Annotated in this window: 21 protein-coding genes and 1 pseudogene; 9 read left to right on the top strand and 13 right to left on the bottom strand. The window is 70.8% G+C overall.

The genetic code is table 11. The features are described from left to right. Nucleotides 1-48 precede the first annotated feature (48 nt). The 5 genes from LWF15_RS20780 to eccD form a co-directional block, all read right to left on the bottom strand. Complete coding sequence (locus tag LWF15_RS20780) at nt 49-585, bottom strand: hypothetical protein (protein ID WP_232812540.1); 537 nt, start codon at nt 583-585, stop codon at nt 49-51. A 33-nt stretch (nt 586-618) separates the two neighbouring features. Next, nucleotides 619-909: a hypothetical protein gene (locus tag LWF15_RS20775; RefSeq protein WP_232812539.1), complete on the bottom strand. Its 291-nt coding sequence runs from the start codon at nt 907-909 to the stop codon at nt 619-621. A 35-nt stretch (nt 910-944) separates the two neighbouring features. Next, complete coding sequence (locus tag LWF15_RS20770) at nt 945-1,295, bottom strand: hypothetical protein (protein WP_232812538.1); 351 nt, start codon at nt 1,293-1,295, stop codon at nt 945-947. A gap of 101 nt (nt 1,296-1,396) precedes the next feature. Further along, nucleotides 1,397-2,830, bottom strand: coding sequence for a type VII secretion protein EccB (gene eccB / locus LWF15_RS20765; RefSeq protein WP_232812537.1), 1,434 nt, complete (start codon nt 2,828-2,830; stop codon nt 1,397-1,399). A gap of 3 nt (nt 2,831-2,833) precedes the next feature. Beyond that, nucleotides 2,834-4,255, bottom strand: a complete 1,422-nt coding sequence (gene eccD / locus LWF15_RS20760; protein ID WP_232812536.1) for a type VII secretion integral membrane protein EccD — start codon at nt 4,253-4,255, stop codon at nt 2,834-2,836. Between the two features lie 237 nt (nt 4,256-4,492). Between eccD and eccCa the strand changes: the two genes are divergently transcribed. Beyond that, nucleotides 4,493-8,473 (top strand): type VII secretion protein EccCa, encoded by a 3,981-nt coding sequence (gene eccCa / locus LWF15_RS20755; protein WP_232812535.1) that lies wholly within the window; start codon nt 4,493-4,495, stop codon nt 8,471-8,473. Between the two features lie 9 nt (nt 8,474-8,482). Here eccCa and LWF15_RS20750 read toward each other — a convergent pair whose 3' ends face one another. The 3 genes from LWF15_RS20750 to LWF15_RS20740 all read right to left on the bottom strand — a co-directional run bounded on the left by LWF15_RS20750 (nt 8,483) and on the right by LWF15_RS20740 (nt 13,927). After that, the gene (locus LWF15_RS20750; protein WP_232812534.1) at nt 8,483-9,481 is read right to left on the bottom strand and encodes a S8 family serine peptidase; all 999 of its coding nucleotides are present in this window, start codon (nt 9,479-9,481) and stop codon (nt 8,483-8,485) included. A gap of 187 nt (nt 9,482-9,668) precedes the next feature. Further along, nucleotides 9,669-12,977, bottom strand: coding sequence for a right-handed parallel beta-helix repeat-containing protein (locus LWF15_RS20745; RefSeq protein WP_232812533.1), 3,309 nt, complete (start codon nt 12,975-12,977; stop codon nt 9,669-9,671). A gap of 77 nt (nt 12,978-13,054) precedes the next feature. Beyond that, the gene (locus tag LWF15_RS20740) at nt 13,055-13,927 is read right to left on the bottom strand and encodes a helix-turn-helix transcriptional regulator (protein ID WP_232812532.1); all 873 of its coding nucleotides are present in this window, start codon (nt 13,925-13,927) and stop codon (nt 13,055-13,057) included. A gap of 32 nt (nt 13,928-13,959) precedes the next feature. Between LWF15_RS20740 and LWF15_RS20735 the strand changes: the two genes are divergently transcribed. Both LWF15_RS20735 and LWF15_RS20730 read left to right on the top strand, forming a co-directional pair. Next, entirely contained in the window at nt 13,960-14,289 is a 330-nt protein-coding gene (locus tag LWF15_RS20735; RefSeq protein ID WP_232812531.1) for a hypothetical protein, read from the top strand. A gap of 96 nt (nt 14,290-14,385) precedes the next feature. Next, nucleotides 14,386-15,294, top strand: coding sequence for a helix-turn-helix transcriptional regulator (locus tag LWF15_RS20730; protein ID WP_232812530.1), 909 nt, complete (start codon nt 14,386-14,388; stop codon nt 15,292-15,294). Here the strand turns inward: LWF15_RS20730 and LWF15_RS20725 are convergent. Continuing rightward, on the bottom strand, nt 15,283-15,654 hold the full coding sequence (locus LWF15_RS20725) for an alpha/beta fold hydrolase (RefSeq protein ID WP_232812529.1): 372 nt from the start codon (nt 15,652-15,654) through the stop codon (nt 15,283-15,285). The genes LWF15_RS20730 and LWF15_RS20725 overlap by 12 nt on opposite strands. Beyond that, the gene (locus LWF15_RS20720; RefSeq protein ID WP_232812528.1) at nt 15,639-16,340 is read right to left on the bottom strand and encodes an alpha/beta fold hydrolase; all 702 of its coding nucleotides are present in this window, start codon (nt 16,338-16,340) and stop codon (nt 15,639-15,641) included. Before LWF15_RS20720 ends, LWF15_RS20725 begins: the two co-directional genes overlap by 16 nt. A 423-nt stretch (nt 16,341-16,763) precedes the next feature. On the opposite strand from LWF15_RS20720, the gene LWF15_RS37705 reads away from it, so the two are divergent. The 6 genes from LWF15_RS37705 to LWF15_RS20690 all read left to right on the top strand — a co-directional run bounded on the left by LWF15_RS37705 (nt 16,764) and on the right by LWF15_RS20690 (nt 22,766). After that, the gene (locus LWF15_RS37705; protein ID WP_232812527.1) at nt 16,764-17,663 is read left to right on the top strand and encodes an RICIN domain-containing protein; all 900 of its coding nucleotides are present in this window, start codon (nt 16,764-16,766) and stop codon (nt 17,661-17,663) included. Between the two features lie 80 nt (nt 17,664-17,743). Further along, a complete protein-coding gene (locus LWF15_RS20710) occupies nt 17,744-18,154 on the top strand; it encodes a hypothetical protein (protein ID WP_232812526.1) in 411 nt (136 codons plus the stop codon). A gap of 263 nt (nt 18,155-18,417) precedes the next feature. Then, entirely contained in the window at nt 18,418-19,458 is a 1,041-nt protein-coding gene (locus tag LWF15_RS20705) for a zinc-binding dehydrogenase (protein WP_232812525.1), read from the top strand. Nucleotides 19,459-19,552: 94 nt separating this feature from the next. Next, nucleotides 19,553-20,782, top strand: a complete 1,230-nt coding sequence (locus tag LWF15_RS20700) for an Hsp70 family protein (protein WP_232812524.1) — start codon at nt 19,553-19,555, stop codon at nt 20,780-20,782. A 242-nt stretch (nt 20,783-21,024) separates the two neighbouring features. Continuing rightward, nucleotides 21,025-21,636, top strand: a complete 612-nt coding sequence (locus tag LWF15_RS20695; protein WP_232812523.1) for a sigma-70 family RNA polymerase sigma factor — start codon at nt 21,025-21,027, stop codon at nt 21,634-21,636. Beyond that, the gene (locus tag LWF15_RS20690; RefSeq protein ID WP_232812522.1) at nt 21,633-22,766 is read left to right on the top strand and encodes a hypothetical protein; all 1,134 of its coding nucleotides are present in this window, start codon (nt 21,633-21,635) and stop codon (nt 22,764-22,766) included. Before LWF15_RS20695 ends, LWF15_RS20690 begins: the two co-directional genes overlap by 4 nt. A 39-nt stretch (nt 22,767-22,805) precedes the next feature. On the opposite strand, the gene LWF15_RS20685 is transcribed toward LWF15_RS20690, so the two are convergent. The 3 genes and pseudogenes from LWF15_RS20685 to LWF15_RS20675 form a co-directional block, all read right to left on the bottom strand. Further along, complete coding sequence (locus LWF15_RS20685) at nt 22,806-23,285, bottom strand: hypothetical protein (RefSeq protein ID WP_232812521.1); 480 nt, start codon at nt 23,283-23,285, stop codon at nt 22,806-22,808. Beyond that, complete coding sequence (locus LWF15_RS20680) at nt 23,282-23,704, bottom strand: hypothetical protein (protein ID WP_232812520.1); 423 nt, start codon at nt 23,702-23,704, stop codon at nt 23,282-23,284. Before LWF15_RS20680 ends, LWF15_RS20685 begins: the two co-directional genes overlap by 4 nt. A 202-nt stretch (nt 23,705-23,906) precedes the next feature. Continuing rightward, nucleotides 23,907-24,492, bottom strand: a pseudogene (locus LWF15_RS20675) (hypothetical protein); the annotation flags it as partial.

Here is a 24,492-nt window from a genome sequence, read left to right as displayed (position 1 = left end):
TCTTTCCTCACTGCTCAGCATCGCCGGGTTCGTCGGATCAGTCCGTGGTCAAGGACCGGTGGGGGCCGGCTTCCCGCCGTCGGCCTTCCCCCCACCGGTAGCTTCCGGGCCGCCGACCGGTCCGGTGCCGACGGCCCCGGCGCCACCCGCAGATCCTCCTCCGGCTCCGTCGACGTCCACGTTGGCCAGATCTTCCTGCATCTCCGCGGCCGTCAGGTCCGCCTCGTCGGAGGCGTCGGTCAGCACCATCGAGACCAGTTTCAGGTCGCTCTGCATCTGGACCGCGGCCTGGTACAGGTTCTGCACCGCGTCGTCCACCAGCGTGGCCAGCGTCTGGAAGTCTCCCTGCAGCTTCTTGGCGCTGACCAGTTGCCCCTTCTCGGTGTTGGCCGGGAGCACCTGGGCGTACGAGCCGTTCGGGGAGACCCCGCCGGTGGCGCCGGAGGCGAACAGGTTCAGGTCGTCGATGGCCGGGTTCTGCTTCAGCTCGTCGATGAACGACTGAAGGTTCATCGATGCGAAGTCGTGGAGCAGGTCGGTGCTGATCTTGACGACTTTCCCGCCCTCGAGCGCATTTTCACCCATGAACCGGTCTCCCTTCTGCGGGTCGGGGTGGGCTCAGCCCGAGACGATGACGCCACCCCGGCGGTCGGCGTCGTTGAGGCTCTGGATCATCCAGGTGAGCGTGTCACCGGCGTTGTTGAAGGTGTTGGCCATGCCGCCGGCCAGCTGGTTCAGCTCGTTGCACTTGGTGGTCAGCTCATCGGCGGTCATACCCTCGAAGTTCTGCAGATTGGCCTGCACGATCCCGGTGAAGTCGGCGATCGCCTGCATCATGTTCTCGGCCTGCCGGTCGATCTCGTCGATGTCCGCGTCGAGGGCCTGGTTCAGCATCCGGACGTCACTCATCGGAACTCCTGGTCTGTGAGAAGGTCTGGGAATGCTCAGCCGTTGCTGAGCGTGGAGTAGACGGCATCGCCGGCCGGTCCGCTCTCCATGCTGTTGCTCATCTGCACCGCCTCTTCGTGGGCAGCGTTGATCGCCCCGTCGGCGACGAGCAGCCGGTCTGTCACCTCCTGCACCAGACGGGTCACCTGCGCATAGTTCTGCTGCCACTCACCGACCTTGTTCTGCCAGGTCAGCGAGGCCTCAGCCTGGAAGTCCCGGTTCACCTCCTCGATCAGCTGCCCGACGGCCTGGTTGGAGTGACGCATGTGCTCGACCTGGGTGTCCAGGGCCTGGTTCAGGGCCCTGAGCCCGGCGTCGTTCTTCTGGAAGGTCTGGGCGACAGCCATGAATGCTCCCGGTGTCCTGTTCCGCGTGGTTGTTCCGCACCACCATCACGGGCCGCCACCGTCGCTGGTTCACCGCAGATCGCAGGCATTCTCGCCGAGAGTCAGGCGCAGACCCGACCGGGCTCAGTGGCGGTCTCCGGCCGAGCTCGATCGTCCAGCACCGGGCCGGTGGGCAACAGGCCGAGCCAGGCGCGCGGAACCCCCCTGGCCTGCTCAGGTGCGTACCCCAGCGCTGCCATGGCATTTTCCGAAGCGAGGGCATACTTCACCCCGTTGTCGGTGACGAGGTGATAGCTGCTACCCGGTACGCCACTCGGAAGCCTGGTTGCGGCCAGCACTCCGTGGCCGGGTCGGATCCGGATGTACTGTGCTGGTGCACAACTGGGCACGATCGCGCGTCCGGCCTCCGGAGGTGAGGCCCCCGGCGTGGTCGCCTCGGTGATGATGAAGGACGTGGTGGTCGCGTCGGTCTCCATCCGCGTCTGTGCGCAGAGCGTCTGGGCCGACGACGGCTGGACGAGTCGGGGCATCGCGGCCGGTAGCTTCCCGGCGGCCGGTGACTGCTGGGGAGCAAGGTTCTGGCTGACGTCCTGCGGCCCGAGCCGGCCCACGCTGATCGGCCGACCGGCGTAGGCTTCGGCCTGGGTGCGCGAATCCGCCTGGTAGAGCGCGAAGAACAGGGGTGTCAGGGCGACCAGGCCGTCGGACGTGAGCAGATAGTGGTTCTGGCGGCTGTCGGCGAACAACTGCCCGATCCGAGTCGGCTGCCCGGCCAGTGCCGGCCCCGCCTGCCCCGCGCGGGCTGTCGCCGGTACCCCGAGGTCGGGACCGGCGGGGACGACCCCGAGAAAGGCCGCCGACACCGGGGGCAGCGCCGCAGCGCCGGCACCGATTGCCTGGCGTACGTCCTTCGACGGCCGCAGCCGCAGGCGTCGGCCGTTCCACAGCAGGTAGTCGTGCCCGTCCGGCCCAGCCACGGCGATCGCGGTGTCCTGGTTCACGGCGGTGCCTTGCGGAGGCGACCCGACGACAAGAGAAAGGCCGGGCTCGACGGTGCCGGTGGCCTGGTTGCTCCAGGTGGCGCAGGCACTCCAGACCTCACCGTCGAGGTTCTCCGGCGCCGGCAGCGAGTCGGGGGCACCGACCACACCGACCGCTGGACCGCGTGGGGCCTCACGCAGCGACTCGGACTTCATCGAGGAGACGGTGAGGTTGTCACCGGCCAGCAGCCGCGCCGAGGTCAGGTTGTGCACCGGGTGCAGGACCCCGTCGAGGGACAGGTAGCGGGCTCCGGTGTCCTCGACCAGCACCAGGGTGCCACTCTTCTCCCACTTGGTGTTCCCCCCGGGCACGACGAAACCGAACAGGGCCACGACCAGGCAGACCAGCGCGGCCACCAGGATGCCGCCCAGGGCGCCCCGGCTGGTCCGGGTAACCGGCTGGTCCAGACCGTCGGGTTCCAGCCGCAGCAGCCCCGAGGAGAGGCGGCCCATCACGAACATGTGGGCCTGGACCTGGTCCTTGCGTGACTGCACGGCTCACCCGCCCAGACCGCGCAGGCGGGTGAACACCCCGACGCACAGCAGGAGCAGCGGCAGCAGGCTGATCGCCAGCATGGTGTGCAGGATCTCGCCCGCCCGGGCCCAGTGCGGCACCATCCGGCGCCCAGGAACGGTGCCGGAGGCCACCGCCAGGCCCAGCGCCAGGATCCAGAGCAGGTTTGCCGCGATCATCGGGCCCAGCCCCTCGGCGGTGACCAGGTAGCTCACGGCCAGTGCGGCCAGCCCCACCAGTCCTGGTCCGACGACGGCCAGGCGCTGCCCGCTGCCGCCCAGGGTACGGCCGTGCAACAGGGCCAGGCCGCTCAGCGCGCCGGCCATCAGCCGGGCCGAGATGCCGTCGGCGGTGACCACCAGGGTGATCACCGCGACCGTCATCCCCGTCCCCAGAGCCGCCAGCAGGCCGGTGAGGAAGGCGTCGGCCACGGCCGAGCGCTCGATCACGTTCCGGCTCGGATGCGGCTCGATCCCCTCCTGCAACTGGTCGGCGTTGGCCGGCAGGGGCGGCAGACGCAGGCCCGAGAGCCAGAACGCCCAGCCCGGGGCAAAGGCCAGCAGGAGCACCACCACAGCGCCGACGATCGCGGCGGTGTGCTGAAAGCTGCTGCGCACCAGGGCGCCGGCCAGCCAGGCGAGCAGGCCCAGGGTTCCGATGCCCAGGTACATCGGTGCGCCGGAGCCGGTGACCGAGAACCCGACGGCGGCCGCAGCTGCGGCCAGTACCCCGCCCACCAGCAGGCGCAGGTGCGAGGCGGCCAGGTCCTCGCCCACCGGGATCGTCGCGGCCGCGACCACGACGTGCAGGATCGCGGCCAGGGCCAGGACGTGTCCCAGCCGGGTCTGGTCGAACGACCGCACGGACGAGGCCGCCGCGCCGAAAAGCACCGCAGCCACCACGTAGCCGTTGGCGGCCGAGGCGATCGGAGGCATCACCAGGGGCAGACAGGCGGCCGCCAGCACGAGAACGGCCAGCATGGTTCCGAGCAGCAGCCGCCGGGTGAGTTCCGGCTGCCAGGTGTCGTTGCGGGTGACCAGCGTGCTCATCACTCCGTCGACCAGGTCGTCGAAGTGCACCGGGGGCAGGGAGTCCTGCTGTGGGCGCAGATGGAGCACTTCACCGTCGCGCAGTTCCAGCTCCGCCGCTGTCCGGGCCAGGGGCAGCGGCTCCTGGCCCAGTCGTTGCAGCACCCAGCCGCCCTGCGCCATGCCTTTCTCGTGCAGGTCCTCACCGGCGTGACCGACGAGCGTGGGCATCAGATCGGCCAGCTGGATGTCGGTCGGCACCGCCAGGTCGAACCGGCGGCCGGGACCGTGGACGGTGAGCCGGCACAGGCCGGCCAGTGCCCCGGTCGGGCCGGCGCTGGAGAGCGGGTCGCCGGGGGACGTATCCGTGATGGTCACGCCTACCTCCGCACGCTTCGAGAACTACCGCCGGATCAACGGATTCCGGCACCTTCGGCACAGCCTGCAGCACCGTCCGCGTAGCGAAGCCGGTTCTGGGCGACCTTCGGCCTCGTGTACGGCAATCTCCGCCCCTGGGGACAGATTTCCTGCTTCATCGGTGACCGCACGCATGCTGGAGGGCAGGATGAACGTTCGTCGTGCCGCCGCGCGCGGATCCAGGGAGGCGGTTCTGCCGTGAGCATCATCCTTTTCAAACGCCCACCCCGCCGGCCCGGGCCGGAGATGCCCGGCGGGGAGCTGCAACTGCAGGAACCACCGGAACTGCCGGAGCAGCCCGACAGCCTGTCTTCGATGGTCATGTACGCCCCGACCGCGCTGGGCTCGATGGGCATGGTGCTCATCTTCGTGCGCCCGGGCGACAACGGGCCCCTGGTCTACTTCGCCCTCGGCCTGATGGGCCTTTCCGCCGTGGCCATGCTGTTCGTGCAGTTGCTGCGCACCTCGCTGGACCGCAAGCACAAGATGCGCGAGGAACGCCGCGACTACCTGCGCTATCTGTCCCGGTTGCGGCGCCGGGTGCGCAGGACCATCGACCAGCAGCGCGAGGCCCAGGCCTGGCGGCACCCGCAGACCGAGGCTCTGGCCTCGGTGGTGCGCACCTCACGGCTGTGGGAGCGCCGGCCAACTCACCCCGACTTCACCGAGGCCCGGATCGGCCGGGGGCCACAGCGTCTGAGCCTGACCCTGGCGCCGGTGGAGACCAAGCCGGTGGAGGACCTGGAACCGCTCAGTGCCCACGCGCTGCGCCGGTTCATCCACGCCTACTCCAGCGTCCAGGACCAGCCGATCGCGGTGTACCTGCGCGCCTACTCGCGTCTGGTCCTGCAGGCCGAGGACGAGGCCGCGCAGAGCGCGGCGCAGGGCCTGGTGCGGGCGCTGCTGCTGCAGTTGGCGGTCTTTCATTCACCCGACGACCTGCGGATCGTGATCCTGGCCCCGTCCTCCCGCCATCCGGACTGGGACTGGGTCAAGTGGCTGCCGCACGCCCTGCACCCGCACGAGACCGATGCGGCCGGCCCGGTCCGGATGATCACCACCGGCCCCGGCCGCCTGGAACACCTCCTCGGTCCGGACTTCGCGGGGCGGGCCACGTTCGACCCGGACTCTCCCCCCGGGCCGGAGGAACCGTTCACCGTGGTGGTGCACGACAGCGACATCCCGGTCCCGGCCGGAGACCGCCTGGTCACCCGTGGCTACCGCAACACCGTCCTGCTCGACCTGGCCGCCGGAGGCGGGCGCCCGTCCCGCCACGATCTGGTGCTGCGGGTCAGCCCGGAGCGGCTGGAGATGCTCGACACCGACCCCAACGGCATCGAGAAGGCCACACTGCTGGGGGTTCCCGACGTCCTGGCGACCGGACCGGCCACCGCCCTGGCCCGGCAGCTGGCCCCCTACCGCATCAGCACCTCCACCGAGTCCGCCGAGCCGATGTCCACCGACGTCGAGTTGACCACCATGCTCGGGATCGACGACCTGGCGACCCACCCGGTGGAGAACCTGTGGCAGCAGTGGCGCAGCTCCGGCCGGCGGCTGAAGGTGCCGCTGGCCGTCACCGGCGACGGAACCCCGCTGGAGCTGGACATCAAGGAGGCCGCCGAGGGCGGGATGGGGCCGCACGGGCTGCTGATCGGCGCGACCGGCTCGGGCAAGTCCGAACTGCTGCGCACGCTGGTGCTGGCGCTGGCCCTGACCCACTCCTCCGAGACGCTCAACTTCGTCCTGGTCGACTTCAAGGGCGGTGCCACCTTCCTGGGCCTGGAGCAGCTTCCGCACACCTCCGCGGTGATCACCAACCTGGCCGACGAGTCCTCGCTGGTGGAGCGGATGAAGGACTCGCTGCAGGGTGAGCTGATGCGCCGACAGGAGCTGCTGCGCTCGGCCGGGAACTACAGCTCCGTGCTCGACTACGAGACGGCCCGGGCGCAGGGCGCACCACTGGCTCCACTGCCCAGCCTGTTCCTGGTCGTCGACGAGTTCAGCGAACTGCTGGCGGCCCACCGCGACTTCATGGACGTCTTCGTGATGATCGGCCGACTGGGCCGCAGCCTCGGCGTGCATCTGCTGCTGGCCTCGCAACGACTGGACGAGGGCCGCACCAACCAGCTGGAGTCGCACCTGTCCTACCGGATCGGCCTACGCACGTTCTCGGCCATGGAGAGCCGGGGAGTGCTGGGCGTCCCCGACGCCTACCAGTTACCGCCGCAGCCCGGAAACGGCTTCCTGCGCACCGACGTCACCACTCTTTCCCGGTTCCGCGCAGCGTACGTCTCCGGGACCTACCGGGCCCGGGAACGCGTCGCACCGGCCGCCGTGGCTGCGAAGGTCGTCCTCTACGGAACAGATTTCGTCGAGGCGGCCGCCGAACCGGAATCGTCGGCACCGGCCCAGTCGCAGCCGGCCGACGCCCTGGACACCCGAACCCTGTTGCAGGCCGCGGTTGCCCGGCTGCAGCACTCCGGCCCACCGGCTCATCAGGTGTGGCTACCCCCGCTCACCGTGCCGCCCTCCCTGGACGAGCTGCTACCTCCGTTGGCCCCCGATCCCGAACGCGGCCTGACCACCCTGACCGAGCGCGGGCCCAGTCGTTTCGCGGTCCCGGTGGGGTTGATCGACCGGCCCTACGAACAGGTGCGCGACCTGCTGGTGGCCAACCTGTCCGGGCAGGGCGGCCACGTCGGCATCGCCGGTGGGCCGCAGAGCGGCAAGAGCACGCTGATCCGGACGCTGATCTCCAGTCTGAGTCTGGCCAACTCGCCCGAGGAGGTGCAGTTCTACTGCCTGGACTTCGGCGGCGGCTCCCTCTCGTCGCTGTCCGGGCTGCCACATGTGGGCGGGGTCACCGGCCGGCACGACCTGGAGCGCGTGAACCGCACTCTGGGCGAGGTCACCCAGCTGATCAGCCGTCGTGAGCACCTGTTCGCGCAGAACGGGATCAGCTCGGTCGAGGAGTTCCGCCGGCTGCGGGCCGCCGGCACGGTGGTGGACCCGCACGGCGACGTCTTCCTGGTGGTGGACGGCTGGAACACTGTGCGCCAGGACTTCCACGACATGGTCCAGGCCTTCACCCTGATCGCCAACCGCGGCCTGAACTACGGCGTCCACGTGATCGTCGCCGCGGGCCGGTGGAGCGAAATCGGCACCGCCCTGCGCGACCAGCTCGGCACCCGCTTCGAGCTGCGCCTGGGCGACGCGATCGACTCGATGATCAATATGCGGGCGGCCCGCACCGTGCCCAGGCGGCCGGGAGCCGGGATCACCGACGAACAGCTGCACTTCATGGTCGGCCTGCCCCGCATCGACGGACGCACCTCCACCGACGACCTGGGCGCGGGCACCACCGCCATGGTGGAGAACATCCGGGAATGGTGGACGGGGCCGAGCGCACCACCGGTGCGGATGCTGCCCGCGGTGCACGACGCGGGCCAGTTGCCGGCGCCGGACGGCGATCTGCGGATGGCGCTGGGCCTGGAGGAGAACGAACTGCTGCCCTTCTGGCACGATTTCGAGCAGAACCCGCACCTGCTGGTGGTCGGCGACCTGGAGTCGGGCAAGACCAATCTGCTGAAGCTGGTGGCCCGGGCCGTGGCACAGCGCTACGACCCGTCCCAGGCGCGCATCGCCCTGGTCGACGTGCGCCGCGAACTGCACGGGGCCGTCCCCGAGGATCACCGGCTGGCCTACGCGGTCTCGGCCGACATGGTGAAGGACATCGTCGGCGGCGCCGCCCGGGCCATGCAGGACCGGATGCCCGGCACCGACATCACGCCCGAGCGCCTGCGGCGGCGGGACTGGTGGAAGGGCCCGCAGATGTTCTTCGTGGTCGACGACCTGGAACTGATCTCCGGCGGGCTGGGCGACAACCCCTTCGGACCGCTCCTGCCCTTCCTGTCCCAGGGCAACGAGGTGGGCCTGCACCTGGTGGTGGCCCGCAGCGCGAACGGCATCGGGCGGGCGATGAGCGATCCACTGATCCGGAAGTTGCTGGAGAACAACACTCCTGCGGTGATGCTCTCGACCCCGCCGTCCGAGGGAGCGTTCGTGGCCAACGTGAAGCCCCGCAAGCTCCCACCGGGCCGGGCGCTCTACGTCACGCGCCGGGGTTCGGTGCAGATCCAGACGTCCCAACTGCCCGAACCGGCCAGCGCCGAGCGCTGATCCCACAGTCTACTCGTCGCGGTCGCTCCGGGCCCGACACGCTGCGGCACTCCACAGGGCCAGCGCCAGCGCTGACAGTCCCGCTCCGGCCACGATCAGCGCCCTGATCCAGGCCGGCTCGCCCGGCGGTGGGGGCATCGGGGCAACCGGCGCTGCCACGGGAACGCGGTCCACGGTGCCCAACTCCTGGGGCAGCACGGCGGTGACCGCCGCGTAGGGGTCGATCAGACCAACAATGGACGATGGCGTGGGCCCGGCGTCGATCGGATAGGCGGTCTCGGTGAGACGCCCGATTCGCTGACGACGGGTCAGGCCGGGATGGTAGGCATCCATCAGCGCCGCGGTGGCGGCCACGGCCGCGGCCGAGTACGCCGCTCCGGTGCCGACGCAGACCCCACCGGGGCACACGCTCGTCACCGCCTGCCCCGGCGCCAGAAAGCCTCTTGCTGCGGATCCGGCCGAGGGATCACTCACCGCCAGGACACCGTCGAGGGCAGCCGGGTACACCGGGCCCTGGATCGTCTGGTCGTCGGCCACCGCCGGAGCGATCACCAGTGCTCCGGCATCGACGGCGTCCTGCACCGCGGCCTGGAGTCTCGCGCTGGAACGGGAGGAAACCACGGACACCAGAATGATCTTCACCTCGGCCCGGACCGCTGCGCGGATGCCCTTGGCGATCACGTCCGGGCCGGTCGCGCCGGTGTCGTCGGTGACCGTGATGCCGTAGACGTGAGCACCCGGGGCCACCCCGGCCACGGTGCTGCCGGTGCGGGGTCGCGCGGCGACCAGCCCGGCCACGAAGGTGCCGTGCCCCACGCAGTCGACCCCGACCCGTCCTCTGCTCACCTCGTTCTCCCCCAACGTCACCTGATCCCGCAGATGCGGGGAGCTGACGTCGAAGCCGGTGCCGAGCACCGCCACCACCACCCCCTCGCCCTGGGTGAGGGGCCAGGCCCGCTCCGGCCGCAGTGCCTGCGCGAGAGGCGAGGGCGTGGAAACCGTCGGCACCGAAGACGTCACACACCGGTCTCGGTCACCCAGAACGGCTGTGACACGGGGCAACTCAGCTACTGAAGGTTCGGTCGTGGCCAGCGCGGAGGTCGGCAGGGCGACCAGAGCAGCGAGTGTCCCGAGCACAACCGGGGCGCTCCGGCGCCTACGCCGGTGGCAGCGACGAGCACCGGAAGTCATCGGCTCACCCCGCCTGCGCGACCGCCAGGTCGACGGCCTCCAGGCTGCGTAGTTCGCTCATGCTGGGCGACTGGATCCGGTTCAGCCGGGTGGCCTGGCGGGTGATCATGTTCTCCAGTACCTGCCGGGCGTACCGCGCATTGCCGAAGGTCTCTCCCCGGCCGACCGTGGCGAAGTGTCCGGCCAGCTCCTGGCGGGCGCCCTCGCTCAGCTCGTAGCCGCCCTTCAGGGCGTGCCGGCCGACGATCTCCACCAGCTCCTGTGCGGAGTAGTCGCCGAACTCCACGTGCCGGGTGAACCGCGAGGCCAGGCCCGGGTTCGAGGCCAGGAAGTGCTCCATCTGACCGGAGTAGCCGGCCACGATCACCACCACGTCGTCACGGTGGTCCTCCATCAGCTTCACCAGGGTGTCCACCGCCTCCCGGCCGAAGTCGCTGGCCCGCCCGGTCTGGGTCAGGGTGTACGCCTCGTCGATGAACAGCACGCCGCCGCGGGCGGAATCGAAGGCGTCCTTGGTCAGCTGTGCGGTCTGGCCCATGTACCGCCCGACCAGATCGCCCCGGCTGACCTCCACCAGCTGCCCGCGCGGCAGCACCCCCATCGCGGCCAGCAGCTCGCCGTAGAGGCGGGCCACCGTGGTCTTGCCCGTACCGGGCGGCCCGGCGAAGACCAGGTGGTTGCTGATCGCCGGGGTGGGCAGCCCGGCCTGTTCCCGTCGGCGCATCGCCGAGATCAGCTCGACCAGCGCCGCCACCTCGGTCTTCACCGTGCTCAGGCCGATCATGTCGTGCAGCTGGGCCAGCAACCCCGGCAACCGGTCGTCGAGCGCACCCGGCGCCCCCGGCGCCGAGGCGACCCCGACGTCCTCGGGCAGCATCAACGGCAGATCGTCCGCGCTCACCTCGGCCAGACCGGCCAGCCGGGTGGCCTGCCGGTCGATCATCTCCTCGAACGTCTTGCGGGCGGCCCGGCCGTTGCCGAACGCCTCGTCCTTGACGATCCGCGAGAAGTGCAGCCGCAGAGCGTCACCGACCCCCGGGGCGAGCTGGTAGTCGTGACCGGCGCACATCGTCTCCACGATCGTCACCAGTTCCTCGTCCGAGTAGTTCTCGAACTCGATGGTGCGGCTGAACCGCGACGCCAGGCCCGGGTTGGACTGCAGGAACTGGCGCATCTCGGTGGAGTAGCCGGCCGCGATCACCACGACGTCGTCGCGGTGGTCCTCCATCAGCTTGACCAGGGTGTCGATCGCCTCCCGGCCGAAGTCCGGACCGCTGCCGCGTTCGTTCGGGCTCAGCGCGTACGCCTCGTCGACGAACAGCACCCCGCCCAGCGCCCTGGTGAAGGTCTCGGTGGTCTTGATCGCCGTGCCCCCGACGATCTGGGCCACCAGGTCGGCCCGGGCCACCTCGACCAGATGACCGCTGCGCAGCGCCCCCAGCTCGGCCAGCACGGCCCCGTAGAGCCGGGCCACGGTGGTCTTCCCGGTCCCGGGCGGGCCCGCGAAGATCAGGTGCCGGCTCATCGGCAGGGCCGCCATCCCGGCCTCGGCCCGGCGCCGGGCCAGCCGGTTGAGGTTGATCAGCGAGGAGACCTGCTGCTTGACCGCGGCCAGGCCGACCAGGGCCTGCAGTCTGGCCAGCGGCCCCTCCTCGTCGGGAGCCCCGGGCCCGGCCGCCTCCGCAGGGCCGGCCGACCCGGCCGCCACCGTGACCGAACCGTGCGCGTCAGGCCGTCGGTTGTCCCGGCTGTCCAGGTCCTCCACCGAGACCCGTTCGCTCGGGATCAACTGGCGCAGCCCACTGCCCTGGTTGCCGGTCAGACGGATCCCGGAAAGAGAGACCGCCTCGGTGGTGTCGATCCGCATCCCGTCGCCGCGGTTGTCCTGCACCGAGCCGTCTTTCAGGTTCGCCCGGGCGCCGGGCGTGACCAGGACGCCGTGTTCGGAGCTGCCACGGATCAGGAACCGGGTCAGCGACAGATCGCCGCCGGCTGCCACCCGGATGCCCTCCGCGCCGGCGGCGCTCACCTCGGCATCGCGCAGGACCACCGTCCCCCGTTCCCCGACCAGAAGCCCCTGGGCGCCGCTGCCGTTCACGGTGAGGTGGCTGAGATGCGGGCCGGCCCCGTCCTCGACCCGGACCCCGGCTCCCCCGGCGCCCCTGACCACGAGCGTCTCCAGCCGACCACGGCTGTTCTCGGCCATCAGCACACCGTCACCGCCGACGCCGCTGACCTCGGTGCTGCGCAGCAGCGGGCTGGCCGCGCCCCGGACCCGGACTCCGGCTCCGGGGACGTCGCTCACCTGCAGGTGGTCGAACTCCGCCACGCTCTCCTCGTCGAGCAGCACCCCCGCGTCCTGCCCCGCCCGGACCACCGTCCGGGAGAAGGCCGGACCGGACATCCCGCCGACCCACACCCCCGCCAGTCGCGCCTCGGTGAACTCGCAGTCCTCGAAGACCCCGCGAGAACGGGCGCTGACGTGCAGACCGTAGGTGCCCGAGCGCTCGGCCCGGCACCGGCGAAGGTGCGGGTCGCTGCCGGCCGCCACCGCGAACCCGGCGCTCCCGCTGCGGGTGACCACACAGTCCTCCATCACCACCCGGACCTGACTGCCGAGGTAGACCCCGACCGAGGCGTCGCTGACCCGGGTACGCAGGAACCGGGTGCTGCTGGACTCCTCCATGGCGATCCCGGGCTTCTGGGTACCGGTGATCTCGCAGTCCTCGACCACGCCGCGGCCCTGGCCGTTGACGCAGATGCCGTTACCACCGGCATCACGCAGGACACTGTTGCTCACCCGGGTGCCGGCCCGGGCCGCGATCACGATCGCGGAGGTGGCCAGGTGAGCCACCACGCAGTCGTCGATCACGCTACCGGCGTCGGAGGTGTCCACGATCCCGGCCCCGGCGCCGTTGGTGACCCGGCAGCCGCGCATGGCCACCGATCCCTGGGGGCGGGCCACCACCGCCGCCCAGGAGGAGCCGATCACCTCACAGTCGTCCATCGCCAGCTGACCGCGCAGGATCTCGACCGCGGCGATCTCCTCGTCCTGCCCCTCCAGGACCAGACCGGTCAGTTTCACCGCCTCGGCCAGGACCTTGACCACCGGGCCCCGGCGGGGCGAGACGTGCACGCTGCCGCGGCCCTCCTCCGCGGTGATCGTGACGATCTTGGAGACGACCAGGTTCTCCTCGTACCGGCCGGGGTGAACGGTGATCACCGCCCCCGCCCGTGCGCTGCTGAGGGCCTGGCCGATGGAGCGGAACGCGTCCCGCTGATCGGGCGAGACCACGAGCATCTGAGTGTTCACCGCACACCCTTCGCCGCCGGTGCGCCCAAGACCCCGGGCGGGCGCTCACTCGGACTGCTTCTGCACCCCGGGCGCATCTACAGAACCCCTGCCCGCATGGCGAACGCGACCGCGTGCGACCGGTTGCGCAGTTGCAGGCGCTCCATCAGGGCGTACAGGATGCTTTTCACCGTTCGCTCCGAATACTGCATGCGCTGGGCGATCTCGGCATTCTCGAGGCCCTCGGCAATGCATCGCAGCACCTCGACCTCCCGGTGGTCCAGTCCCGAGGCCGTCAGCCGGCGTGGGGCCAGGACGGTCCGCTGGACCCGGGCCACGTCTGCCAGCAGCCTGGCCTGTATCTCCCGGGGCAGATGAGTTCCCCCCTGGTGCACGATGGTCAGGACCCGGGTCAGGTGCTCGCCGGTGGCCTGGGAGCGGTTGACGAACCCGGCCACCCCCAGCTCGGCCGCCGCCATCAGGTCCGGATCTCCCAGGCGCTCCAGCACCAGGACGATTCGCAGCTGCCCCGGCTCCGCCCGCAGCGATCGGAGCCGGTTCATCACCGGAACAGTGAACTCAGCAGCGGCTTTCAGCACCAGATCGGCGTCCGCCTCCCGGCCCGGAGGCACCAGTTCGATGCCGGCGCGACCGTGCAGAAGGCCGGACAGGCCGGCCTGGCTGACCGGATCGCCGGACTGTGCCAGTACTTTCACCGGATGCGCCGGGTCCACCGGGTCCACCGGGTCCGGGCCGGGGGCGCACACCTCGCAACCCGCGACCGGCCGCAGCGACCGATAGGGCGGCCTGCCCGCCAGAGCCGTCCGAGAGGAACTCATCGCCTGGTCGTCACCACCCCGGTGCAGGCGTTCCACATCTTCTCCACTCAGCTCATCACGGCGCCCGTCCCGCCAGGGTTCAGCTTGCGGGCCGGTGAACTTCTGGCCCCGATGGTCCGTGAGACCCGTCAAGGACGGACCACACCTTGTCGGAAAGGACGAACATGCTCACCACGAAGGCCCGCAACCGGGTCGCCGCCGTCACCGGAAGCGCCGTCGCCGCCCTGGGCCTGGTGGTGGCCGCCGGCCAGCCCGCTGCCGCCCAGGCCAACACCCTCATGCTCTGCGTCCGCAGCGCCGCCCCGGCCCAGATCCAGATCCAGCCCAGCAACGGCCGGACCGGGATCCTGAGCCCTCTGGTCAGCAACAACCGATGCTGGTCCACCACTTTCGACACCCGGGGCACACGCCCGATCGACATCCTGCGCAACGGCCGGCACATCGGCAGCGACACCTGGAACAGCAACAACGGCGCCAAGGCGATCTATCTCTGACCATCGGCGCCGCAACCGCCCGAAGGTGCGGACCGGCAACCGGCCGGCTCTTGCCGTGGTTGCCGGTGCGCAGTCGATGATCTAGGTTCCCGTTCCGTGACCAACGGCAGTGAGCTGGGCAGATTCTTACGATCCCGGCGGGCTGCGACGTCCCTGGCCGACACCGGACTGGTGTCCCGCGGAGCGCGCCGGGTGCCAGGGCTACGCCGGGAAGAGGTGGCTCATCTGGCCCGGGTGAGCGCGGACTACTACGTCAGGCTGGAGCAGGGCCGGGAGACCCGCCCTTCGAACCAGGTGCTGGAGGCGCTGGCCGGGGTCTTCGGGCTGGACGCGGGGCAACGTCGGCTCCTGTACACCCTGGCCGGCGCTCTCTGGGTGCCGCCGCTGCCGGAGAAGCCGGTCACCCTGGACGCTTCGGTGCTCCAGCTGATGAACTCCATGCCGGGATCGGCCTGCTTCGTGCTGGACCCGATCCTGGACCTCGTGGCCACCAACGATGTTGCCAGGGGCCTGTTCTCGCCGTTCGAGGACTCCGGGGCGGTGCGCAACCTCGCCGCCATGGTGTTCCTCGACGCCGCCGGGCAGACCTTCTTCGGCGACTGGAAGATCGCCTCCCACAACTGTGTGGCCCTGTTGCGCGCCTTGTCGGCCTCCTACGCCGGCTCTCCCCGTCGAGAGCGACTGATCAGCGAACTGGACTCCGGCAGCAGGACGTTCCGACGCCTTTGGGCCGATCACGACGTGCGGCTGGACCTTCACGGCGACGAGGTCGTGCTACACCCGGCCGCGGGCCGCCTCACGCTTCACGCCGATGCCCTGGAACTCTTCTCGGCCCCCGGGCACCAGCTCATCGTCTACCGGGCCCGGCCCGGCAGTCCGGACGAGCAACGCCTGCTGGATCTGACGCACCGGCCGGCTGGTCCGGGCCGCCCGATGGTGCCCTCGCAGACCACGCCATCGGCGCCCGGCCCGGCCGGTTCGTTCGTCGGTGGATCAGCCTGCTGAGAGAGGACTGCGGGTTGACGAGCCCGGCCCGTCGGAAGGCTCGGTGGCGTGCGGGAGAAGCGCTTCAAGGCCGTGCCGCCGATCGCCCAGAACCCGCCGGGAGACCTCGGCCTCCATCTCCGGCGAGAACGCCTCGGCCACGGACGTGGCCAGCCCCTTGAACGGCTGGCCCGTCACGATCGGGCCCTTGGCGGCATTCTCGGTGATGGCCTGGACGATCCGCTCCCAGGCCCCCTCCGGCAGGTCGTGGCCCATCCCCGGGATCACCACCAGTTCCGCCCCGGCCGCCTCAGCCGTGGCCCTTCCGCCCCGGATGCCCACGAGTGGGTCACTGTCACCGTGGATCACGACAGTGGCCACCTGCATCTCACGCAGGCCCGGCGTGCGATCAGTGGCGGTGAGACTGGCGGCCACCTGACGCAGGACCCCGGCCGGATGGTAGGCCCGTTCGACCTTGGCCCGGGCGCGGGCGACCAACTCGTCGTCACCGGTGGCGAAGCCGGGCGAGCCGATCGTCCGGTAGAGAGCGGCATCGGCCGCGACCGCGGCCTCAGGTCCGTCCCGGCCGGCGGCAGCAGGATGCTGGGGTCGCTGATGCTGCTCTCCCGGACGGCCGGATCACCGGTCGTTCCCATGATCGAGGCCAGACTGGCCACCAGCTCCGGGTTCTGAACGGCGATCTGCTGGGCGATGCCGGCACCCATCGACACCCCGGCCAGGTGAACCCGCTCGAACCCCAGGGCCCGGATCAGCCCGGTGGTGTCGTCGACCAGGTCGTCGAAGCGGTACTTCACACTGGAGACGTCACCGGCGAACAACGCCGCGAGATCGACCTCACCAAGCTCGTCCAGCCACGTCGACCGGCCGACGTCGCGGTTGTCGAACCGGACCACGTAGAAGCCACGCTCGGCCAGTTGCTCGCAGAACGCCTCGGGCCAGCCCAGGAGTTGCTCCCCCACCCCCATGATCAGGAGCATGGGCGGCTGTTCGGGGGAACCGAAGGTCTCGTAGCAGAGTTCGATTCCGTTGGACTTCGCGAAAGGCATGACTCTCCATCACATGTCGCCGGTCTTCTCCGACATCTGCACGTAGGGCGCCGCGACTGCGTTCACGGTCGTGGCACACATCACGACCACACCGAGGCAGCACGAGAGGGCCCGCCTGCCGCAAAGGGCACCCCCTCCTGCCCACGTTGACCAAGCTGCCGAATTGGTCCGCCGGGCCGGCACAGCCGAGGCGTATCACTCTAATCCGGCCAGACCGGCCCATCAGCAGCGCATTTCGGCGACTGCCCCCTCGCGGGCCATGATGACGATCGCCCCGGTCCCCTTCTGAAGCTGGCCCGTCGTGGCAACCGGTCGGCGCCGCACGGGTACCTTCGGACGGTCTGCCCAGCCCTCTGGGGCCTCTCCGGGCAAGCGGGTGCCGTTCCAGGCCCGGAAAAGACGACCTGTCGCGAGGTGACACCAGTGCAGATTGCCAAGACCTTCCATCCCAGCACCCATCACAAGGCCCGACGCCGCCGCACTCTCCTGATGACTTCCGGCGCGACCCTCGTCCTCGCCGGAGGAACCCTCTCCCTGGTGGCCCTGGCCGGTACCGGCCAGAAGGCACCGGAGTCGAAGAAGGACCAGACGGCCATGCTGGCCGGTCCGGTCGACGGCGATGAAACACTGCTTCAGCCAGTGCCTTCGGAAACTGCCGCAGTCACCCCGGACTATGCTCTGGTGACGCCGAAAGCCCCGACTCCCAGCGTGGACAACGACGACAAGACACCGCCGCGCAGGCCGTCCCCGAAATCCACCACGGGAGCCGAGGCACCCGTGGCTGCTGCCCCCGACACCGCCCCGACGGCCAAGGAGAAGAAGCGCGTTCCGGTCAAGAAGAAGCCGGCCAAGGCCAAGAAGAGCAAGAAGACCACCTGGGTCACCTCGGCCCCCATGCTGCTGAAGAACCAGAACAGTGGCTTCTGCGCCGACCTGCCCACCCGCGGGGTCGTCGGGATCAGCACGCCGCTGAGCCAGTTCGAGTGCGTCGCCGGGGACGCGGACAACCAGCAGTTCCGTACTCTGCGGGACGGCTCGCTCCTGGCTCTGCGCAACGAGAAGACCGGGTTGTGCGTGGACGCGCCCGGCGAGGGGAACGTGGCCGCGGGGACCTGGGTCACCAGCTACGACTGCCTGCTGGGCAAGAACGACAACCAGATGTTCACCAGCCAGGCCAGTGGCAACGGCCTGCAGTTGAGGAACGTACGCACCGGCATGTGCCTGGACGTGTCCAGCAACACCGGGGCGGCCACCGACCGCGGCCGCAAGATCGTGCTCTCGACCTGCACCTCGTCACCGTCCCAGGTCTGGAACTTCGGGTAGTCAGCAGTGACCCGGAGCCGGGCCGCATCCGTGTGTTGATGTGTCAGGCAAGCGAAATCAACTCTCGGACGGGAACACCCATGCTGAACTCGAAGACCGGACGCCGGCTCCTGGCGATCTGCGCAGCCGCGAGCGCCGCGACCGGGATCGGGGCGGTGGCGGCGCCGGCCGCCTCGGCCTCCACCATTCCTCCTGGCCACATCCAGATCTGTGCCCAGGGCGACTACCACTCCTCGATCCAGATCGTCTCGCAGCCGATTCCGGGGGTCCTGGCCACCACGGGTGGGCTCGACATGGTCCCGGTGGCTCCTGGGGGTCCTTGTTCCATGACCGAGTTCGACACCCACGGGGCCACCGTCGAGGTCCGGGTCTGGGGCTTCGCGCCCGACGGGACCGCGTTCCCGATGCACAGCCAGTTCTACAACAGTGCGCAGGGCCTGGGCATCGGCACCCAGGGCACCTCGAGTGCTCCTTACTACTGGCTCTGGTAGGGCAGGAGCGGGAACGACCGTGGGCCCTGGTGATCGCGACCCGACCGCCGGGGCCCACCGAGCCGGGCCGGCGGCCGCTCTGCCCTCGGCCGCCTGATCGGGAACTTTCGCCCCCGCTCTGGCTGGGTACGACGCACCCTGGTTAGGCCCGGTGCAGAAGGGGAGACTGTCGTGAACGCCCCCGGGCCGCCCCGACCAGGCGGCCTGTGGTCCCGGCGCCGGTCCCAGCTGCACAGGAGGCGGCACCCGTGCGAAGAGAACCGATGGTCTCGACGAACACCCAGGTCACACAGATAGTTCTGCCCGGCACGGTCGAGCCCGGCGAACTTCAGATCCACAGACGTCCCCTGCCCGTGCCCGCCCCGGGCCAGGCCCTCCTGCAGATGGAGGCCACCGGGGTCTCGCGGGCCGAGCAGGGCATGCGCCGGGGCATCCACCGGGGCCAGCCCGCCTTCCCGTTCGTTCCCGGGTTCGACGTGGTGGGCCGGGTCGTCGCGGTCGGCCCCGCCACCGACCCCGGCCTGGTCGGGCGACGCTACGCAGCGATCACCGAGACCGGCAGCTGGTCGAGCCATCTCGTGGTCGAGGCCAACTCCCTCGTCCCGGTCCCGGACACTCTGGATGCGGCCGCCGTGGAGACGGTCCTGAGCCACGCCGTGGCGGCCTGGCAGATGCTGCACCGGATCGCTGTCGTCGCCCCGGGGCAGTCCATCGTCGTGACGGACGCCGGCGGTGGCTTCGGTGCAGCGCTGGTCCAGTTGGGCCGGCACGCCGGGTTGCGGGTCATCGCGATCGCCCCAGCCCACGAGCACGCGCGACTGCGCCACGAAGGTGCCCTGCCGCTGGACTGTTTCGCTCCTGACCTGGTCGGGCGGGCCCAGGAACTCCTGCCCGACGGCGCCGCCGCCGTCTTCACCCATGTCGGCGGCGAGCGTCTGGTCAAGTGCTGGAGCCTGGTCGGCCGAGGTGGCACTCTGGTGCTCTACTTCAGCCTCTCCACCAGCAACGACGTAGAGCCCGGCCTGTGGCCGGCCGCCTGGGACACCGCACGCCTGAGGCTGTGGAGCCTGATGCCGAACGGCCGGCGGGCGCGGGCCTTCGCCCTGTGCGGCGGGCGCCTGCGCAGCAGACGGCGCCGACAGTGGTGGCACCAGGACGCGGGCCAGGTTCTGGAACTCCTGGGCCAGGGCGTCCTGAAGCCCCGGATCGCCGCCCGGTTCCCGCTGTCCGAGACCGACCTGGCCCTGACGCTGGCGGAGTCCCCCGACGTCAGCGGCAAGGTCGTCATCGTCCCGGACGAGTAGCAGCCGGTCCGTGCCCGTACGGCGACGGCCCCGCAGCAGTGGGATTATCCTCGAGCCCAGCGAATGACCCGTCTGCCGGCGTCGAAGGAGAGTCTTGAGCTACGGCCTGGGCATCGATCTGGGCAGCACGTACACGGCCGCGGCGATCAGCCGCGACCACGCACGAGCAGTACCGGCCATGGCCCCTCTGGGCAGCGGCTCGCCTCTCCTGCGCACCGTCGTACGGGTGTCGCGCGAAGGTGGGCTGGTCGTCGGCGACGACCTGTCGTCCTCGCCCGACCTCCAGAACGAACTGACCGGGCACGACTTCCGGCGCCACCTGGGCGACTCCACCTCGCTGACGCTGGGCGGGCGCCGGCTGAGCGCCCGCGACCTCTACACCGAGGTGATCTCGGCCGTGCTGGTCAGGGTGGCCCGGACCGAGGGCGCAGCCCCGGGTCACGTGGTGCTCACCTGCCCGGCGACGTGGGGCCCGCACCGCCGCGAACAGCTGGCCGAGGCCTGCCGCCGGGCCGGTCTGGCCCCGGCCGGCTTCTCCCTGTGCTCGGAGGCCGAGGCGGTGGCCGTGGCCCACCTTTCCGGGCAGCCGCCGCGTAATCCGCACCAGCTGGTGGTGTACGACGTCGGGGGCGGCAGTTTCGACGCCTGCGTGGTCGATGTCGAGCGGACCCCGGACGGCCTCGTGCAGGTGCGGGACCTGGGGGTTCCGGATTCGCTGGAGTGGTTCGGCGGGGTCGACCTCGACCAGAACGTGCTCAGCCTGGTCGACCAGGCCTGCGGCGGTGCCGTCTCCCAGCTGGACCCCGACGATCCGGGCGAGGCCGATGCCCTGCGGCGCATCCGCGCGGCCGGTGTACGGGCGAAGGAGGCCCTCGCCGGGGCCCAGCAGGCCGAGATCGACATCGGGCTGCCCGGCCGGACGCCGAGCGTGGTGCTCACCCGGCTGCATCTGGAGGAGTGGCTGCGCCCCCGGCTGGCCGCCGCCCTGCCGGCTCTGCGGCAGGTGCTCGACTCGGCCCGGATCGGTCGCCGCGACCGGGCCACCATCCTGCTCAGCGGGGGTACCGCGGCCATCCCCATGGTGGGCCGGATGCTGGCCGAGGACCTGGGACGCCCTGTCCGGCTGCTGCCCGACCCGCAGTTCGTCACCGCCCTGGGCGCGGCCGTGCTGGCCGGGCAGGCGGTGCCCGAGCCCGGCCCGGGCTCGCCCCACCGCCCGCGACTCCGCACCGGAGTCCGCTTCGCCCTGCTGGCCTCGGGCACGCTGGCCGGCGCCACCGGCCTGCTCATGGCCGCCCTCGGGCTCGACGGGCTGCAGCCCTGAACGCCTGCTGTCGGAACGCACACCTCCACCACGTGGCGGTCGGGCCCGGGGTTCATTTTTCGCGCAACTGAACCTTCGGGCAGGGTTCCGCGTGCAGAGAGGTGATCCGGTCCGGCGCCTCATATCGCAGACACCCCCAGTCCATCAAGGGGGGTTTGCCCTCTTCCTGCCGAGGGACAGCACCCTTGAGGGGAGGGATGTCCCCATATCGGGAGTGCGGCCGTCCTTGGAATCGTCGGAGCATGCTGCAGACCGCACTCGCACCGGCAGTTCACGATCACCCGGACACCCCGGCCGACGTGACCCGCCCCCGTCCGGCCGGGCCGGGACCCGATGCCGACGAACAACGCCTCGCCGACCTGATCCGCACCCACCGTCCCGCCCTGCTGTCGTTCGTCACCCGCCTGGTGGGTGGTGACAGCGCCCTGGCCGAGGACATCGTGCAGGAGACCTTCGTGCGGGCCTGGCGCCGGATCGACCGGATGACCCCGGAGCAGGGCTCGGTCAACTCCTGGCTGCACCGGGTGGCCTACAACGTGGCGATCGACGGGCACCGGATGCGCAAGGTCCGGCCCACCGAGGTGGAACTGCTGCACCAGGACGTCTCACTGGGGCAGAGCGTCCCGGACGAGACCGGCCGGGTCCTGGCGCAGATGGTGGTGCGCGACCTGCTGGCCTCGATCTGGCCCGAGCACCGCGCCGTGGTCGAGCAGGTCTACCTGAAGGGACACACGGCGGCCGAGGCCGCCGGTGTGCTCGGCGTGCCGGTCGGCACCGTGAAGAGCCGGCTGTTCTACGCACTTCGCACCCTCCGTGGCAACGCCGCGCGGATGGGCCTGCAGGAAGCCGGGTGAGCACCCAGGTGACGACGCTTCTCGCCGGTCTCCTGGTGACCGGCCTGGGAGTGGCCCTGATCGTGCTGGGCAGTCGCCGCCCGCGCGACACCCCACCCGCTGAGCCATCCGGCCAACCGCTGCCCGACGAGCCGGGGCCGACCGGGGCCGAGGCCCGGCCGCAGCCGGCCGAGGCGACGCCCGTCCTGCCACCGGCCGACCGGCCCGAACCGCACGGACCGCACGGACCGCACGAACCGGAGCAGCAGAACGACTTACCAGAAGGCCGGCCGGACCTCCTGCCCGCGCCGCTGACGGTCGTGCCGACCCACGCCTTCACCCCCGTGCTGTCCTCGGACCACGAAGTCACCGCCGCCGAACGGCGCAGCAGCCAGCAACATCTGGGCAGCGACCTGGACGCCGATCTCGTCGAGGTGCGGAAACTACTGGAGCGACGGCCGCCCGCGCTGCGCGGGATGCTGATCGACGCCGGTGAGTCCATCGTGGTCGAGGAACTGGCCATGGTGCGCTCCTACCTGCGCGGGGCCGTGGCCGGTCTCGACATCCGGCTCCGGGAGGGCCCGGTCCACGACAGTGACCCGGCCCTGGTCGCCTGCCTGGCATCCGGCCTGGCCCGGCTGCCGGCCCACCACGGCCCGGTCTTCCACCGAGCCCGGCGGGACAGCATCAGGGTGGACGCACTGTTTCCCGGAAGCCTTCTGACGGAGCCTGGTTTCACTCTGACCCGGCGGGACGCCTACCCGGCGACCGGGATGACGTCCGGTGCCGCGATCTCCTATGCCATCTGGTCGGAGACCGGGCGTTGTGCGCCGCTGCTGGCCGGCCACGAGTCCACCGTGCTCTTCACCGCGGCCGCCCGTTTCCGGGTGCTGGCGGTGCAGCAGCATCCCGGCCAAGACGACCTGACGGTCTTCCTGGCTCAGGAACCGGCCCGGAACAGTGTCCGCAAACAGCGTGAGCACCAGATTCTGGAGCACCTGCGCCGTCGGGCCGCCGATGTGGGCGTCGGGCCTCTGGACGGCCCTTCCCCCTCCGCCGTGATCCACCCGGGACTTGACGCGACCGGGCGCGCCTTCACACCGCGAACGGCCCCCGCCCCAGGCGTCAGCTCCCCGGTGATCCCTACCTGATCGTGTACCTGGCCACTGAACCGGCCTCGGGAAACGGCTTCACCCGCGCGGCGGCTCGGCCCCCAGAGCCAGGCGGGCCAGGTCCTGCCACAGGCGCAGGACCGGATGCCGCGCGGGCGCAGCGATCACCTCGAGCACCGGCAGTCCTTCCCCGTCGCTCAGGAGTGCTTCGAAGCCGGTCAGGGAGGCGGCTACGGACTCGAACCGGCTGGGCCGAAAGCTCTGCGCCGCATAGGTTCCGGGCACCCGGCTGACGCAGACCCCGCCCAGCCGGGCCACGATCTCCAGCCGGAGAAGATCGCGCGCCAGCGCAAGGTCCCGGGGATCACACCCAGCCTGCTCCAGCGCGGACAGACGGCTCATCGCCACCGACCATCCTGGCCCGATCACCTCCACCCCGCTCACCACCAGGACCTGGTTCTCGCGGGCCCAGGCCAGCAGCGAACGGATCTGCCCCGCCCGTTCCGAAAGCCCTCCGTTCAGGGCCCCTGTCGCTTCCGCCCGGCTCACATCCGTCACAGGACGACGTCGGCCTCCCCGTCCCGGCGACGGGTGACCTCGGCGGGACAGTCCTCGACACCGGACCAGACGCTGTGAACCAGATGAGGAACGACGGTCTCCTCCGGCATCGACGGGGCCCCCTCGGCCTGCCCCCAGGTCCGGGCCTCGACACCCCGCCACACCCGGCTGACCTGGCCGCTCTCCCCCAGCATGAGACCGACGGCCAGCTCTGCGTACTGAGGGGTGACGGGCAGGTCCGGCCGCGACAGGTCCAGCCAGCGCAGGAACGGCCCCAGCGCGGCCGGGTCCAGCCCCGTCGGATCGAGCCGCTGCCACTGCGCAGCCGGGTCCGGACCCGGCCGCCGATGCGGAACGTCTTCCGGCCGGACGAACGAGTCCCGGGACCACCGCCCGTAGCGCTGCAACCACTCCAGCACCGGAACCGGCGGTGCCGTCGGAGCCCACGGAAAGACGTTCTGAAGGAACGACGTCAGGTCGATCGGCTCGGGCCCCTCCCACCCGTAGGATCCGGACCGCCCCCGGCCCTCGTCGCCCGTCTGGTCGCTGCTGCCGGCGCGGGCACCCCGCCCCGAATTCGTTTTCCCCACACCCGGTTCACGGATGGAACCGGCCGGGCGTTCACCCGGCATCCGCAGCGCTACCATGGTCGGCGGCGCAGTAGACGGCCCCGTCCGAACGTATCCCGATCGGGTAGCGCCACTGCCGCGGAACCGGTGGACGGGTCCGGACCACCGCTGCTGCCGGCTTCAGCCACTCCTGGAGTCGTTCCCGCGTACGCTCGTCCAGGCCCTGATCGGCGCTCGTCCTCCTGACGGCAGTCGGCAACTCCCGCAACAGAACCCTCAGCCGCCCCTCGTCCTGCCGGATCGTGTCCAGCACCACGAACTGCGTGCCCGGGGCGAACAGCACCCGCGCCCCGTCGTCGTGCCCCGGGCCGGTCACCCGGTCGGTACGGCGAGCGGTGCTGGACCAGATCAGGTATTCGACCGTGCTTCCGGATGCGAGAACCGGATTCAGCCGCGCTTCGACGAAACCCGGCTCGACCAGACGGTCTCCGGCCCGGTAGGACTCCAGGGCCGACACCGGCGGGGCGCCCGCGCGATAGAACGGCCCGGCCGCGACGGGCAGCCGCCTCAACCCCGCGCTGGGGCAGCGAGCCAGCAGACCCGCCCCCGCCGCGGCGACCCCCGCCCGCGCCTCCTTC

Source organism: Kineosporia rhizophila (assembly GCF_021277265.1).
GTDB classification, from domain to species: domain Bacteria; phylum Actinomycetota; class Actinomycetes; order Actinomycetales; family Kineosporiaceae; genus Kineosporia; species Kineosporia rhizophila.
The sequence above is the reverse complement of the archived record's forward strand: the minus strand, read 5'-3'. Positions and strand labels throughout refer to the sequence as shown.